The sequence below is a fragment of the Acinetobacter sp. D009 genome (genome assembly GCF_038562025.1).
Classification (GTDB): Bacteria; Pseudomonadota; Gammaproteobacteria; order Pseudomonadales; family Moraxellaceae; genus Acinetobacter; species Acinetobacter pittii.
Genome location: NZ_CP151886.1, coordinates 2,601,254 through 2,615,523, shown reverse-complemented (window position 1 = coordinate 2,615,523; position 14,270 = coordinate 2,601,254). Strand labels below are relative to the sequence as shown.

21 protein-coding genes are annotated in these 14,270 nt (G+C 30.1%); 20 read left to right on the top strand and 1 reads right to left on the bottom strand.

What is annotated here, in order from left to right; genetic code table 11:
* The first annotated feature begins 85 nt into the window (after nt 1-85).
* Nucleotides 86-865, top strand: a complete 780-nt coding sequence (locus AAC388_RS12550) for a DUF2520 domain-containing protein (protein WP_342370735.1) — start codon at nt 86-88, stop codon at nt 863-865.
* A gap of 13 nt (nt 866-878) precedes the next feature.
* Here the strand turns inward: AAC388_RS12550 and AAC388_RS12545 are convergent, their stop codons facing one another.
* Nucleotides 879-1,505 (bottom strand): glutathione S-transferase, encoded by a 627-nt coding sequence (locus AAC388_RS12545; RefSeq protein ID WP_342370734.1) that lies wholly within the window; start codon nt 1,503-1,505, stop codon nt 879-881.
* Between the two features lie 282 nt (nt 1,506-1,787).
* Between AAC388_RS12545 and AAC388_RS12540 the strand changes: the two genes are divergently transcribed.
* The 19 genes from AAC388_RS12540 (at nt 1,788) to AAC388_RS12450 (ending at nt 14,176) form a co-directional block, all read left to right on the top strand.
* Entirely contained in the window at nt 1,788-2,396 is a 609-nt protein-coding gene (locus AAC388_RS12540; protein ID WP_342370733.1) for a hypothetical protein, read from the top strand.
* 82 nt (nt 2,397-2,478) lie between these two features.
* Nucleotides 2,479-2,988 (top strand): ankyrin repeat domain-containing protein, encoded by a 510-nt coding sequence (locus AAC388_RS12535; RefSeq protein WP_342370732.1) that lies wholly within the window; start codon nt 2,479-2,481, stop codon nt 2,986-2,988.
* Nucleotides 2,989-3,228: 240 nt separating this feature from the next.
* Nucleotides 3,229-3,654 (top strand): tetratricopeptide repeat protein, encoded by a 426-nt coding sequence (locus AAC388_RS12530; protein ID WP_342370731.1) that lies wholly within the window; start codon nt 3,229-3,231, stop codon nt 3,652-3,654.
* A 20-nt stretch (nt 3,655-3,674) separates the two neighbouring features.
* Entirely contained in the window at nt 3,675-4,226 is a 552-nt protein-coding gene (locus AAC388_RS12525; protein WP_342370730.1) for a DUF1629 domain-containing protein, read from the top strand.
* Nucleotides 4,227-4,375: 149 nt separating this feature from the next.
* Nucleotides 4,376-4,780, top strand: a complete 405-nt coding sequence (locus tag AAC388_RS12520; RefSeq protein WP_342370729.1) for a hypothetical protein — start codon at nt 4,376-4,378, stop codon at nt 4,778-4,780.
* 416 nt (nt 4,781-5,196) lie between these two features.
* A complete protein-coding gene (locus AAC388_RS12515) occupies nt 5,197-6,036 on the top strand; it encodes an ADP-ribosylglycohydrolase family protein (RefSeq protein ID WP_342370728.1) in 840 nt (279 codons plus the stop codon).
* 164 nt (nt 6,037-6,200) lie between these two features.
* On the top strand, nt 6,201-6,617 hold the full coding sequence (locus tag AAC388_RS12510; RefSeq protein ID WP_342370727.1) for a hypothetical protein: 417 nt from the start codon (nt 6,201-6,203) through the stop codon (nt 6,615-6,617).
* Nucleotides 6,618-6,941: 324 nt separating this feature from the next.
* Nucleotides 6,942-7,466 carry a DUF4303 domain-containing protein gene (locus tag AAC388_RS12505; protein ID WP_342370726.1) on the top strand — a complete coding sequence of 175 codons (525 nt, stop codon included), beginning with the start codon at nt 6,942-6,944 and terminating at the stop codon, nt 7,464-7,466.
* A 493-nt stretch (nt 7,467-7,959) separates the two neighbouring features.
* On the top strand, nt 7,960-8,238 hold the full coding sequence (locus AAC388_RS12500) for an immunity 22 family protein (protein WP_342370725.1): 279 nt from the start codon (nt 7,960-7,962) through the stop codon (nt 8,236-8,238).
* 100 nt (nt 8,239-8,338) lie between these two features.
* Entirely contained in the window at nt 8,339-8,716 is a 378-nt protein-coding gene (locus tag AAC388_RS12495; protein WP_342370724.1) for a hypothetical protein, read from the top strand.
* 363 nt (nt 8,717-9,079) lie between these two features.
* Nucleotides 9,080-9,532, top strand: a complete 453-nt coding sequence (locus tag AAC388_RS12490; RefSeq protein WP_342370723.1) for a hypothetical protein — start codon at nt 9,080-9,082, stop codon at nt 9,530-9,532.
* Between the two features lie 948 nt (nt 9,533-10,480).
* On the top strand, nt 10,481-10,936 hold the full coding sequence (locus AAC388_RS12485; RefSeq protein WP_342370722.1) for a hypothetical protein: 456 nt from the start codon (nt 10,481-10,483) through the stop codon (nt 10,934-10,936).
* 105 nt (nt 10,937-11,041) lie between these two features.
* The gene (locus AAC388_RS12480) at nt 11,042-11,560 is read left to right on the top strand and encodes an ankyrin repeat domain-containing protein (RefSeq protein WP_342370721.1); all 519 of its coding nucleotides are present in this window, start codon (nt 11,042-11,044) and stop codon (nt 11,558-11,560) included.
* Nucleotides 11,561-11,629: 69 nt separating this feature from the next.
* Entirely contained in the window at nt 11,630-12,064 is a 435-nt protein-coding gene (locus AAC388_RS12475; RefSeq protein ID WP_342370720.1) for a hypothetical protein, read from the top strand.
* A 41-nt stretch (nt 12,065-12,105) separates the two neighbouring features.
* Nucleotides 12,106-12,480 (top strand): immunity 22 family protein, encoded by a 375-nt coding sequence (locus AAC388_RS12470; RefSeq protein ID WP_342370719.1) that lies wholly within the window; start codon nt 12,106-12,108, stop codon nt 12,478-12,480.
* 133 nt (nt 12,481-12,613) lie between these two features.
* Nucleotides 12,614-12,901 (top strand): hypothetical protein, encoded by a 288-nt coding sequence (locus AAC388_RS12465; protein WP_342370718.1) that lies wholly within the window; start codon nt 12,614-12,616, stop codon nt 12,899-12,901.
* Nucleotides 12,889-13,050: a hypothetical protein gene (locus AAC388_RS12460; protein WP_342370717.1), complete on the top strand. Its 162-nt coding sequence runs from the start codon at nt 12,889-12,891 to the stop codon at nt 13,048-13,050. Before AAC388_RS12465 ends, AAC388_RS12460 begins: the two co-directional genes overlap by 13 nt.
* 69 nt (nt 13,051-13,119) lie before the next feature.
* The gene (locus tag AAC388_RS12455; RefSeq protein ID WP_342370716.1) at nt 13,120-13,608 is read left to right on the top strand and encodes an ankyrin repeat domain-containing protein; all 489 of its coding nucleotides are present in this window, start codon (nt 13,120-13,122) and stop codon (nt 13,606-13,608) included.
* 163 nt (nt 13,609-13,771) lie between these two features.
* Nucleotides 13,772-14,176 carry a hypothetical protein gene (locus AAC388_RS12450; RefSeq protein WP_342370715.1) on the top strand — a complete coding sequence of 135 codons (405 nt, stop codon included), beginning with the start codon at nt 13,772-13,774 and terminating at the stop codon, nt 14,174-14,176.
* The last annotated feature ends 94 nt before the right edge of the window (nt 14,177-14,270 follow it).

Genomic DNA, 14,270 nt, shown 5'->3' with positions numbered 1-14,270 from the left:
TTTATGAAAAATTAGTTATTTTAATTTGAAAAAAGCTTCTCATTTTGAGAAGCTTTTTTGTTGAGACAAATAATGTTGGATTGATATGAAAATCAGTTTGGTGGGAAGTGGGCGAGTGGCCTTTCATTTGGCAAAGGCTTTATTGGGCCAAGGTCATAACATCGTACAAGTCTATGCGCGTGATTTTGATAAAACCCAAAAATTTGCAGAGAAAACTCAAGCAAAAGCCTGCCAGTCTCTTCAAGAATTCCAATCAACCGATCTTATCATTCTTGCGGTTTCAGATAGTGCAATTGCAGAGCTTGTAAAACAAGTTCATGAATTCTTTCCTGACACGCTCATTGTCCATACTTCGGGTAGTACTGATATTGAAGTCATCAGTCATGTACATGAAAAAGCAGGGGTGTTTTATCCATTACAAACATTTAGCTTAGAAAGAGATGTTGATTGGTCTGCAACGCCGTTATTTGTTGAAGCCGTAACAAATGTCGATCAGAAACTACTTTCAGATTTAGCAAATAGCCTAAGTAACCGAGTATATCAATACACCTCAAAACAACGTTTAACTTTACACTTAGCGGCTGTATTTGCCTGTAATTTTAGTAACTATTGTTTTGATATGGCAAAGCAGGTTGTAGATAAAGAGCAGGTGGACTTTGGCTTGCTCTATCCTTTAATTTTGGAAACAGCTAAAAAAGCGACTGAAAATGATCCAAAGCAAATGCAAACTGGGCCTGCGGTAAGGGGAGATCAGAATATCTTGGCAATGCATCAAGACTTATTGGCTCAAGCAAATCGAGATGATTTAAAACAGGTTTATCAACTTTTAAGTGATGGCATCGTGAAACGCCATCACTCGGGCTAAAACTGATTTAAAGTTAAGGTTCGCCGTTATTTCCCCATTTTAAGAAACCAGCACGTTGATTTAACAGTTCAAAATATTGGTCGACATGCTTAAGCGTTGGATGGTCAAAAGGAGTGGCCTTCCAGCGCTGTACAGATAGACCAATTGGAATATCCGCTAGAGTGAACTCAGTACCTGCAACATAGACCTGAGTTTTTGCGAGTTGTTGATCAAGAATCTGCATATGATGATTCCAGTCATCAATACCTTGCTCTAACAACTTTGGATCTTGATGATCTGGTGAGTGTCTCAAGAGAGACATAATTGTATAAGTCCAACTGTTATTCAGCTCGATCGCTTGCCAATCAATCCACTGGTCGACAAAGAATCTTTCTTTCGCTTGAGTAGGGTAAAGTTGATGCTCTTTGTCATAAGCATTCGCCAGATAACGGATAATGCTGTTGGATTGCCAAAGGACTAAATCGCCATCTAAAACAACAGGAATTTGCCCATTTGGGTTTAATTGTAAATATTCAGGTGATTGTGCTGAGCGAAAGCCTCGTCCCCAATCTTCTCTTTCATATTCAAGATTTAGTTCTTCACACAGCCATAAGACTTTGCGAACATTAATGGAGTTATCGCGCCCTAAAATTTTTAACATGTGTTGTTGTCCTTAGCAATTTTTAGTATGGCAAGTACCAGTTTCTATAAATAGCTAGATTTGGCTCGATTGGCAATCAATAGTTAAAAAAATATATCTATTAGGACATATATCCTAAATAAAAATCTAAAAATTTGATTAATAAGAATATATATGAATTTTTAAGGAGAGTTGTTTGATAATATAGGAGTAATACTTTTAACCAGAATTGAAAAGATAAACTATTCAAAATAAGTGTGGAAATGAGTTGGTCTATATAATTTAATTAATAAAAGGTTATTAATGGAAGAGAAAGTTATTGAATTAAATGAGAAGAATATCCTAATGAGATATTCCTCTCGATTAAGTGAGCAAGCAAAATGGTTGGCAGAACTGATTGTAGATATGAGTCGGAAGGGTGTATCTATTGAAGATGGTGTAAAAATACAGTTTGGTTGGTCTTTTTTGATATTTCGAACTTTTGATGATAATCAGTTAATATTGTGTGAACCAGATTTTTCACGTAATCCATTTAGTGAAGAAAAAAATAGTATTGATTTTACACTTGAAGTTCAGGCACTACAAAATAGTTTTGCAAAGCGTTGCGGGGTAGATCCTATAGCTACGTTATTTCAGGATAAAATTATTTTAGTAAAAGGATGTTTGGATAAAGAAAAACTATTTATGGAGCGTATAGAACCAGACTTAGAGAAAGGTGATTCTGGATGGTTCATTAATACACTTGAAGATGATAGCGAAAACATTGAATATGAAGCAATATATGCTTTTCAACTACTTTACTTAAGACCTGAAATTATGTCTGTACTGATACTACCACCAGAATTTATAGTTCTAGTGGATAAGAATACTATTGAAAAAGTAATAAATGAAAAAAATGAAGTTGTTTTATGAATTATTAGCGAATATTTACAGTGAAAAAATTTATATAAGTAAACTGACGGTTGGGTAGAAAAGGAAACATAGAGAGCGAAAAGTGAATGATTTGAAATCTATTGCTAGAGAAATACATTATGCTATTAAAGGTAATGATATTGATTTAGCTATAAAGCTATTAAACGTTAATGAAAAACTAGGCATTCTTAGCTACAAGACCCCTTTTGGAATATGGTTGCATGATGCTTCTGCTCATGGTCGTCAAATTTTAGTAGAGTATTTGGTTAATAAGGGAGCTGATATAAATGAAAGAGGAGGGATTTTAGGAGGAAATGCTTTAAATGAAGCAGTAAAAAATCAGCATATAGATCTTATTAATTATTTATTAGACTTAAATGTTGAAATGATAATCGATGAGTCCGAACATAATTCGCTCTTTACGGCAATTTATGTGGGAAATTTAACTATAGTTAAGATTTTAATATTTCGGGGTATAGATTATAAAATTTCTTATACGAGTGATTATATGAATAATATGGATGCTGAAGCATTCGCCTTGGAACGTGGAGAAAAAGAAATAGCTAGTTATTTGAATTTTTTGAAGCAGTAAGATTAGATGCAATAAATTAAAAAGTATCTCATATTCAATAGTAATATATTTAAAGTATATATATCTTCAACTGAGCTTAAAGTGATAAAATTAGATGTGTTTATTATTTTTTGAAATAGATATCAGTAAAATTCATTAAAACCCAGTTAATATTTTAGATTCAGTGTTTGCAAGTGGAAGAACTTAAGTAGGAAATTTTCTTTAAAATAAACCCGGTGGTTAAGATAGTAAGTAGTAATTATGAAGCAGTTACCAAATGAAATTCACGAAGAAATCACTTTTTTATGCAAACGAGGCGATGAGCTTGTTAAGCACGGAAATGTTGAGGAAGCAAAGAAAAATTATATTGATTCTTTAAAATTACTTCCAAGCGACCATAGCGAGTGGGAAGCAGCGACGTGGATATATGTTGCAATGGGAGATATGTATTTTCACCTTAAAAATTATGAACAAGCCTTTAAGTGCTTTTACAATGCAGTTCAGTGTCCACAAGGGCTGGGAAATCCTTATATTCATCTTCGTCTTGGACAGCTTTATTTTGAAGAAGGTAGCTTTGATGAATCAGCTGATGAATTAACACGAGCTTATATGGGAGGAGGGTTAGGTATACTTTTGGAAGATGATCCTAAGTATTTAGACTTTTTAGAAACAAAAATTGTTATATAATATAACCTTAAGGTCAAAAAATGTATAGCGTTTGGAAAGCAGATTTTGATAATGAAATTTATTATACGCGTGGAACCATTAGAGATATTAGTGTATTAAAGGAAATTAAACTTACAAAGGGTGAACCAATCTCTGATAAAAATATCAAGATAAATATTGATTTAATCGAAGAATATGAACCAGCAGACTATTTTCATGTAGGTTCACTTTTTATAGTTTCTAGTAAGCTAAAAGATATTTTAGAAACAAAACAGGTAAGTGCAGAATACTTTCCAATAAAGCTATATAAACCAAATGGTATTCCTATACAAACTAAATACTTTTTTGTAAACTTATTAAAAAAAATTGATTGTATTAATAAAGAATATTCACGATATATAGAAGAAGAAGGCTATATTGATGAAATTTATAAACTTGTTGTTGATGTAGGTAAGGCTAAAAATGAAGTCTTATTTAGAGTTGATAAAACATTTAATAACATAATCTTAGTACATGATTCATTAAGTGACTTAATAAAAAGTTTAGGTTGTACAGGGGTGAGATTTATTAAGATTGATGATTGGAAATGGTAGGATTGAAAAGTCTCTCAGTGTGAAACTGTGCAGTACTTATTATGCATATTTATAAAAAGTATTGAGTAGTTAGCTTAGAATTAAGAGATAATTTAAATATCTTCTTATTAAGTAGAATTGATGTGATATTCGAGAATAATAGGCTAAATATGAATTTTTTAAAAATATCTGAATTGGTCAATATTGTTGTGAATGAAATTATTTATTCAGCTCCAGCTAATTGGTCAAAGATTGTATATTATACAGAACGATTACGTGATATGGAAATTGGTTTGCGTGATGCTTCGATTAGTAGATGTTGGGTAGGACAGGATGAAAAGCTTTATGATGCTTATAATGGTCCAGCTTTAAGTATATCTGTTGAGTTAGATGATGCAGTAGATGAACTATTCGTTGATTCTGAAAAAAATAAAGATATATGGACTGGTTTTAGTGTGGTTGTTAATAAGGATGGTAAATATATAACTCAATTCTACTATAAAGACACACCACTTCTAGATAATAAAACGGATGAATATAGAGCAAAATTAGATGCTTTATCTGAGCTGAATTAAATATGATAATGGATTTTAATTATAGGTGTAAAGCTCGTATAACCTTTTAAGGTTGATTAAAGTAATTGGTTGAATTTTTCTGATGCTTTAGAGAATAGAGTTAAGTTAGACACCCTATTTTATCAATTATCTTTAACTAAGCTCTTAAAGAAATTATTTATACAAATTTTTATAAATACGAATTAAATGAAGATCGATATCTTAAAAATATTTTCAGATTAATGCATAAGATAGGTTATTATAACTGAAAGTATTTCTATCTAAGAAATTATTTGAATCGCTCTATTATGACAACGAGTTCAGAACAGTACTTTTAGAAGTCTAGATACTTAAAGAAAGTGCAACACATGAACCAGTATCTATGGTTTTTCACAATTTAATCAAAGACTATTTTCACTTAAAGAGACTTAATCCTTATGTTGATTGAAATTGCTATCGCGGATGCTTACGGTGCTGGTTTTGAATTTTGCAGCCAAGATAAGATTATTTCACAGAATAATTTAGAATTATACAGCAAACATGAGTTATACGATATTTTAGGCAAGTATACAGATGACACACAGATGTCGATTGCGATAGTGGAGTTTATATTATCAGGTCAAGAATGGACCAAAGAAAATATAGCTTCAAAATTTTTAGAATGCTTTAAAAGAGATGTGAGATTAGGATATTCAGAAGGTTTCTTTAATTTATTAAGTAAAGTTGAGTCTAGCAAAGAGTTACTTGAATTAATAATACCAACAAGTGAAAGAAATGGGGCGGCAATGCGTTCAGTTCCAATTGGTTTTCTAAAAAATAAAGAAGATGTAATTGCTTTAGCAAAGTTACAAGCACAAATTACACATGATTCACCCATAGGAATTCAATCAAGTTGTGCTGTCGCATTAGCTGCTCATTTTGGAGTTCATCAAAAAGGTTCTATTAAGGATTTAGAGAGGTTTCTAAAATCAGAGCAATATGGAAACTGGGATTATAATTGGACAGATAGAGTATCTTTAAATGCATATGATACGGTCAGTGCAGCATTAACATGTTTATTGCAACATAGTTGTTTAAGTGAGCTTCTAAAGTCATGCATTAATTTAGGTGGAGATACTGATAGCGTTGCAGCGATAGCTGTTGGTTTAGCTACATGTTTTATAGAATACAAAAAAGATTTACCTATTCAACTTTATAATAATTTAAATGAAGATAAATACGGAATATCTTTTTTACAAAATTTAGAGAAAAAGTTTTTTGAAGAAAATTTAATATAATCAAAAATTTATGTTGTTGTTTTTTGAAATTTAAAGTTTTACTTTAATCGAAAAATGCATTCTTTATTTAATTTTTTGAAGATGAGATCGTTAATTTTATGATCTGATCCAAATACGGTGTTCAAACTTAGTTGCTGGCACCCGTATGGACTTTTATTGAAAAAATGGAAAAGGTTGATGAAGTGACAATTGATAAAACAGAATTATATTGGTCTTCACTATGTAGGTTAAGATCGGAATTTGATTGTTGGGTTCGTATAGTCCAGAAGCAAGATTCTTCGGTTGAGAAAGGTAGATGGGGGCAAATGTTAACAATCTCTATCGAAAATTATTTAGAAGGGCCTGATGGTTTTGTTTCTTTTAAAGATATAGAGGCAGTAGAGATTTCAATTTATTGTCTTATGGGAGGAATGGCAAATCGACCATTACACATGATTAATATAAAGAATGAAATCTTAGAAGCTTTACAAAAGACTCAGCTGCGTTGGGAAATACGTGAGAGTGCTTGGTCTGTTGGTAGAATTTTCGAAGAGGAGTCTGTAACAGTGATCGCTATCCTAAATCCTTTAAATTATGGTTGAGTTATTGTCTAATTTAATATGTAGTTTTCTTCTGTAAAATTTCATTTGAAAGGTATTACTGAGTTAAAGTAATTATTTTTAAAGATAAGGTCTTTAATTTTATAATCTGATTTAAATCACGATGTTTAAACTCATTTACTGGAGCACAAGGCTAGAATTTTTTAAAATATTAAATATTCATTTACTGGCTAAGTCAGATATAAATCATGATTCTAGCTGGAATTTAATAGATGCTCTTTTCTAGAGTAAAATATACTTGAAAAGTGGTATTGTTAATATTCTTTATAACAATCGAATTCTAACTTTTATATATTGGAGAATATATTGGATAAAAAATTTGTTATAGAAAAAATTAAAGAAGCAGCAATAGAGGCTTTTAACTCTGTAAGACAAGAGCAGCCTGATATAAATTTTTGTGCTTATGGCTTATATTCTGATACAGATGCAATCACAATCTGTCCAGCACAAAATAGCTGTATTCATTTAAATAAAATGATAGAAAATGATCCTGATGATAAAGAATATTATCGATGGAGTCCAAGTGAGTGGAGCCATGAATCTAAGGGTGGTGAGAGTTTTAACGAGATTTCTACATATTTAAGAGCTAAATCTAAATTAATTAAGTCTTCAGATGAATATGATCAGTTTAAGTTCGATGTATATCAATCCTGCATATTGGCACTTAAGAGTTTGAAAGACGAGGGATTTTTTTGTGATATGGATAGGAATGGTGTCATAGTCTTTACTATTTCTGATGCGATAAATAGTAACGAGCATGAATGGATAGAATTGTTAAATAATAATGATGCTTCACAGCAATTTAATGAGTGGATAAAGACGTTACAATAACAACATCTATTTCGTCGATTCTACTGTCCAATAATATAGTGTTTTTTATCAAAACAATAGGTTAGTTTTACAATTGCTGAGAAGAACACTCTGTACAGCTTAGTGTAGTGGCTGTATGCCAATTCACTAAAACCATTACATGCTAAATTGAAAAGCGAATTAGGAATTCAACGGCAGGGTCTATCATTCTTGTTTTAGAATTAACTGAGTTACTTTGATGAGGCACCTCTGAATTTTTTTAGACTTTATATTGTCAGGTTTCAAATGATAACAGATTTGATTGTAGGAAATTTTATTATAATTAAATACATTTATGATAGATATTCATCTGCTTTTTGAGTCTTTCTTTCATTATTATTTAGGGGATATTTTAGTGAGTATAAATGATTATTCTGATGAAAATGATTACTACAGTCAAGAATTTGAAAAAGAGGGAACTGTATCAATTTAGGCAGGAATATTTGGTGAAGGTGTAGATACAGATTTAGATATCTTGCAAGATTTATGCGGGGTCGGGTATTATCGTCTTGACGATCAGGAAACTAATAATTTTAATTTTGAGATGGTGAGTTTAAATAAATTACTTGAAGATTTATCTTATTCAAAATCTTTTATTAATGAGGTAGTGAGTGCTGCTTTTGAAAAAGGGATATTAGATTGTAGGTGGGTTATTGCACAATATGATTTTTCTTATAAACCTTCTAAAGTTAGGAGAAGTATTGCAAAAGATCCTATTTTTATAGGTAGCTTTAAATATTCAGTAGAGAGTTGATTGGTTAATTTTACTATCAGATATACACAAGGTGTGGTGATTCATTTAGCCGGCTCTTTAATAATGCTCCTCAGCAAATTTATATTAGAAGAATGAAATTATGATTAATGATGATGCAAGTTCACTAGTTGTTGAGATTGCAAAAAAATTTATAATGCTCATGATGGGTGTTGAACCACAGTGGGAAAAAGCATACTTAAGATTTTCCTGTAATAATTCAGTCGCAGAACTTAAAGCATCATTCGTGTCTGAAACTGGCGTAGAAATAATAGATGTCTTGAAGTATAAAGATTTCTTTCATCCTATGAATATGCAAGGTCAAGAATTACTAGCAGCCTTAGGTAAAATTAAAGGAGTATTTCTACTGGTGATAGATGCAAACTTTGACTATGAAATTAATTTTGAATACCAAGATATGAATCGTTGGAAAATTAGTAAATTAGCAGGTGGGACTGGAGTACCTGAAGGCATTATATAGTTGTGCAAAAATATTACCTTTAGCATCAACTAGAAGAAATTGGTTAGGGTGGTGCTTTGGACGATGTTGGTTTCCATTTTATTGTGTGAAGTTTGAGAAAAACTAATCAGCAAGCTCTTTGATAAATTTATTTAGCACATTGGCTAATATTAATTTTTTCAAAAGGTGAATAATTTTTGTTATTTTTAAAATCCCTTTTACATGGTACTAGGTACATACTTAACGTGCAATGAGTCTGACGAAAGTGAATGTAAGTTTTAGAGCCGGAATCACTTCTATGAAGGCGAGACTAGAAGTATAATAAAATTTTAAACTAAATCATAAAATTATGACTTTGTGGCGATTTTGTTCTGAGTATACACTATGAAGAAAATAGTAGCAGAATTAATTCTATTAAGTAATAAATCTATATATCCAAGAGTCTATTGTATTGATGAAACGGGACATGAACATGAAGCCATAACCGTGACACTTTGTGATGCTATATGGGAGTTACGTGGTAAACCTCTTTTGGAGTTAAAAGAGTTAATAAATAATTTTATTTTGGAAAAGTATTACCCAATTGATCAAGAATTACCGGATATGTTAATTAATGATAAATTTATTTGGGTGAGACCACCATTGGCAAATAAAAGTGAGATTTGTATATCAAATGAGAATATCCCAGAGTATTCCATTGATGATGGATTACCTCAATATTTTAATTTCGAGCAGTTTAATACAGTATGTAATGTTGTAGAAGAGTTTGACAATATAATAATTAAACATGGGAAAGAAAATTTACTTGGTATTAAAATTGAGATTGATTTTCCTTAATTTTGAATCAGATCTAGTGACTAAAATTATTTATCGATATTGCGGTCTAAGCATGATTAAAAAATTTTATAGTTAAAAATAATTGGAACAAGCCAAGGCGAGGGTGTTAGTTATTTCCTAATAAATGATACTTTAGTGGGTAAATTAGAATGTTATTAATATTGTTTTACAAGCGTTAATAAATCTATTATATAACAGCTCTTACATTGACTAAATAGGTAAATAGTGTAGACAAACTTGATCAGTTTAAAATTATTCAAGAGATAGTAAATCAGGCGATTTCGGTAGTAGACTCAGGATGGATTGAATTAAGACTTACTTATCATGTAGAAGATAATTATAGCGAATTTGGTAATAGTTACTTAATAAATCAAGCTGGAAAGGTTTATGAGAAAGCATTGCCAGTTACAAATGATCTCAATTTTTAGTTTAGAAAGTTGCAATTTGAATTGCTACAAGTAGATAAACACCTTTTCACTTCTTGTAAATTTCATTTGTGGGCTGATGGAAAATTTGAGGCTTCGCATAGATATGGTGCAGTAGATTGGGATAAGCTAATGAGAGCCGGATGGAATTTTCCTTCAGTTACTTCTCTGCACTAATTAAGTTTTTAAAGATACCAACTAGCTTAAACTATCGATAAGATAAAATATGATAGTTTAATTCAGAATTTTGTAGAGTTTATCTCAGCTCAATGATATTCCAATTAGTACTACAATTGGCAAGAAGAAAACGGCATCCACGTCAGATTATTCCATTACGTTATGTTAGCTCAGCATGAACACAAGTTAAATTCTATTTATATCTAACATAAATTGATTAGCTGGTATCTTGACAAAGATTTTTAAATGAATACATGTCAAACGGTAAATATTTTTTAATGTAAAATATGGAAATTTAGGTGGATTCTCAGAAGTTAAAAAACTGAAATAATTGCGGGTGTAGAAAATGGGTTTACAAAGTATAGAACCATTTGGTTTTATGGATTCTAATCTGAATTTAATCGAGCATAAAAAATATATAATTTTTGGAGAGTCAAAAGAAATTACTTTTACTCTTGCTGGTTATGGAGTTGATGATATTACAAATGCTCAAGAGCGAGCTTACAATGAATTTCTTGGTAATTCTTTAGACTATATTACGTTAATAGAGGGAGCTCTATTTAATTGTTATATATTCAATAGAGATAAAATATATCAAGATTTACCTTATGATGAAATGGTGCCCCATGTCCAAATTGTTTCTGATTTGAGGAAAGTTTTTGATTGGAATCAATTATATTTTTTACCTAATGGCGAAATAGTTTTTATGTTTGAAGCAACTTTCGAACCAGAGTTGGGGATAGGCGTCTTGATAGTTGATAAATGTGTTAAAACTATTAATGTACAAGAATATTTTATTTGAATGATGAAATGCTGGTATTTTATCTGTAATGCAACAGCACCGGCTGAGATGAATCAGTTTTCTCTATTACATAACACTTTTTCAATAATTCGTAAGTGAAGTTATATGCATAAGTCCAATATCATTCGACAAAATCAAGAGAATAATATTTCAATTAGAAATGCTATTAAAAATCATAATTTGATTAATTTAAAAAAGATATTTAACGAATTTCCTAGTTTAATATTTATAGATACACCATTTGGTAGTTGGCTTCATGTAGCTGTTAGTAGTGGAGCATTAGAAATAGTTAAATATCTAATTTCAGAAGGGTTGGACCCTAATAAAAAAGGGGGAACTTTTGGGGGCAATAGTTTAAATACAGCAGCATCAAGTGGACATATTGATATAGTAGAATACTTATTATTGTTAAATGTTGAAATGGATACCACAGAACCAGAAAAAAATCCTTTATTTGGTGCCATAATGAAAGGAAGTTTGCCGATCGCTGAAAAATTAATTTGTCACGGTATTGACTATAAAATGTCTTATACTGGAAATTATATGAATAATATGGATGCTGAAGCATTTGCTTTAGAGCGTGGAGAAATAGAAATAGCAAACTATTTAAATTCCTTGAAATGAAAGTCTGATAACTTTAATAAGTATGGTATCCGATAGCTTATGTGTAACTTTGGGAGTTGAATAACTTATATGAATTTGAAGCATCTAGATTCAGATATAGATTTCGTAGTAACACCTGCAGCATTTTTAGGTGTTTTTGATATATATGATCGTGAGGAAACATGGGGGGCCTATTTAGACCAATTTGATCCCAATAATCCAAAAGAACTAGATGATTTGTTAGAGAAATACTTTTTTAATAACGGTAGAGTTTTGAGGTTTACAGTTGATCATAAAATTGAAATGATAAAAGTTCTTATTAATGCTTTAAATGATAAAAACTTTAACTTTGGTGCATTATTAGTAAATGATGAAGATCCTTATGATACATTTTCTCTTCCATATACTTGGGAATTCAAGCGACCTAGATTCTATTTTGAAGAAGTTTATAAGTTGGCGTATAAATATTGGGGAAATGACCTTAAAGAAGCTGGTTTTAATATGCCTTGTTTAAATGATTTTTAACTTTTTTCTATATGCTATTTAAAATAGACAGGATTTGTTAAATGCAGCAAGATAATTCTATATCTATTTGGGTGGGGAATTTAGATTCTTCTTGTGACTTAGATAACTATGTCTTAAATCGATATTCATTAGATGGTGATTTTGAAGGATCTTCTTTTACAGATGAATTCCAGATTGATTTTATTGATGAGGATCTTGTTGAGAAAAGTTTCTTTGATTTTACCAATAATTTAGAATTAGTTTTCAATGGGTTTTCCTACGATGAACAAATTTTGAAAGAACTAAAATTAAAAGATATGAAATTATTGTTTCCCATTAATTGTATAATTCTAATTTATAATTTTGCATATAAATTAAATCACAAAAGTGTAGGGGAGGTACAATTTTTAGGTACATTGCCTTATAAAAAACCATAATTTTTTATTTAATATAGATGCTATATTTTGAGGTTTTATTAATTCAAAATAAAATAGATATAGCGTGGTAATTAAAAGTTACTTTTGTATTTGCGCTGAGATATTAATTAATGGATATAAATGGGGTTTTTAAGTGGGAACTTTAAATGATAAAGTTTTTGGAGAGTTATATAATAAGGAGCTTCTTTGGATGCGTCTATATGAAATAGAAATATTTCATACATTATATCCAATTGAATTAAATGTTTATACATATGAAGATGATGGTAGTGATATCACTCAAAATCAAAGAGATACTTTTATTCATTTTGAGTTAAACAAAAAAAATATTTTGGATAATGTTGAAAAAGAGATCAATAAGTATTGTTATGAAAACTTTCAGATTGCTGAATTGGAAAGTATAAAAAAATGGTTATTTTAAAAGGTTTGAAAATTATACATACTGAAATAGGGGAGGATAGACAATTAGGATTTATTTTTGATTCTATATTTGATCCAGAGCTTGGTATAGGTGTCTTAGTTATAAATGAGCAAGTTGTTGCGGTAGGAGTGCAAGATATAGTGCTTTAATATAATTTGGGAAGTAATAGAGTTAAAATTTAAAATAGTAGATATGACAGCTAATAAAAGAGTCAAGAAATGGATGAATTAAAGATAATTGCTAAGGATATCCATAGTGCTATTAAAGATGGTAATAATGAGTTAGCTATAAAGTTATTAAAAGATTATAGGCATTTAGGAATTTTAAATTTTAAAACTCCTTTCGGTACATGGTTGCATGATGCTGCTTTACATAATCGTAAAGATATTATTGTATACTTGGTCTCAGCAGGAGTTGATATTAATGAACAAGGTGGCCCCCTCCGTGGTAATGCTCTAAGTCAAGCAGTTAATAAGGAAAATATTGAAATTATTGAATATTTTTTGAATTTAAATATGGAGATAATAACATCAGATTCTATAAAAAATCCTTTGTTTACTGCATTTTATCGTGGAAATCTTGATATTGTTAAAATTTTGATTAAGCATGGTGTAAATTATAGAGTGGCATATACTGGAGATTATGCAGAGCATCTTGATGCTGAGGCGTTCGCTTTAGAGCGAGGTGAAAGAGAAATAGCTAACTAGTTGCACTCTTTGAAGAAACAAGATCATTTATTATAATGTAGTGTAAATTTTCTATATTTTTTAAATTTACTTGTTTTGAATAAAAATAAAATATCTAATTGTATCTTAGTTTATAATAATATTTAATATACATGGTTTTTATATTTTTAGATAAAATTTTATTATGAAAAAATTTGATTACTATGGTGTGAGTTATGATAATGAAAAAGATATGATTTCAAAATTAAGTAAAATTTTGGGAATTGTATATATACCTCATGATAGTTCCTTTTGGGGAGATTATTTTTTAGCAAAAATTGGTGGTAATGGTAAGTGTAGGCTTTTTCAAAATTTTAATCCATGTGAAGATGATTGGAACTACCCGGATCATAAGCATGTTGAGTGGATTATGGAAATAAATGGAACACCTGAAATGGATAATATATTTAATAAATTGTTAAATGAAGCTGAATCTAATATTTTTTTATTATATCGATCAGAGGTAGAAGCTTTAAATTATATAAAAGAGTATGAATTTAAAGATGGTGATTTTAAGTTGGTAAATGAGGTTTTTTATAAGAAAAAATAATTTTATTGTTTTGATTGGAAAAAACAGCTCTAAATAAATTTTTATGATTTCTTCTGTTATTCATATTTTATAATTTGTTGATAGCTTATCTTTA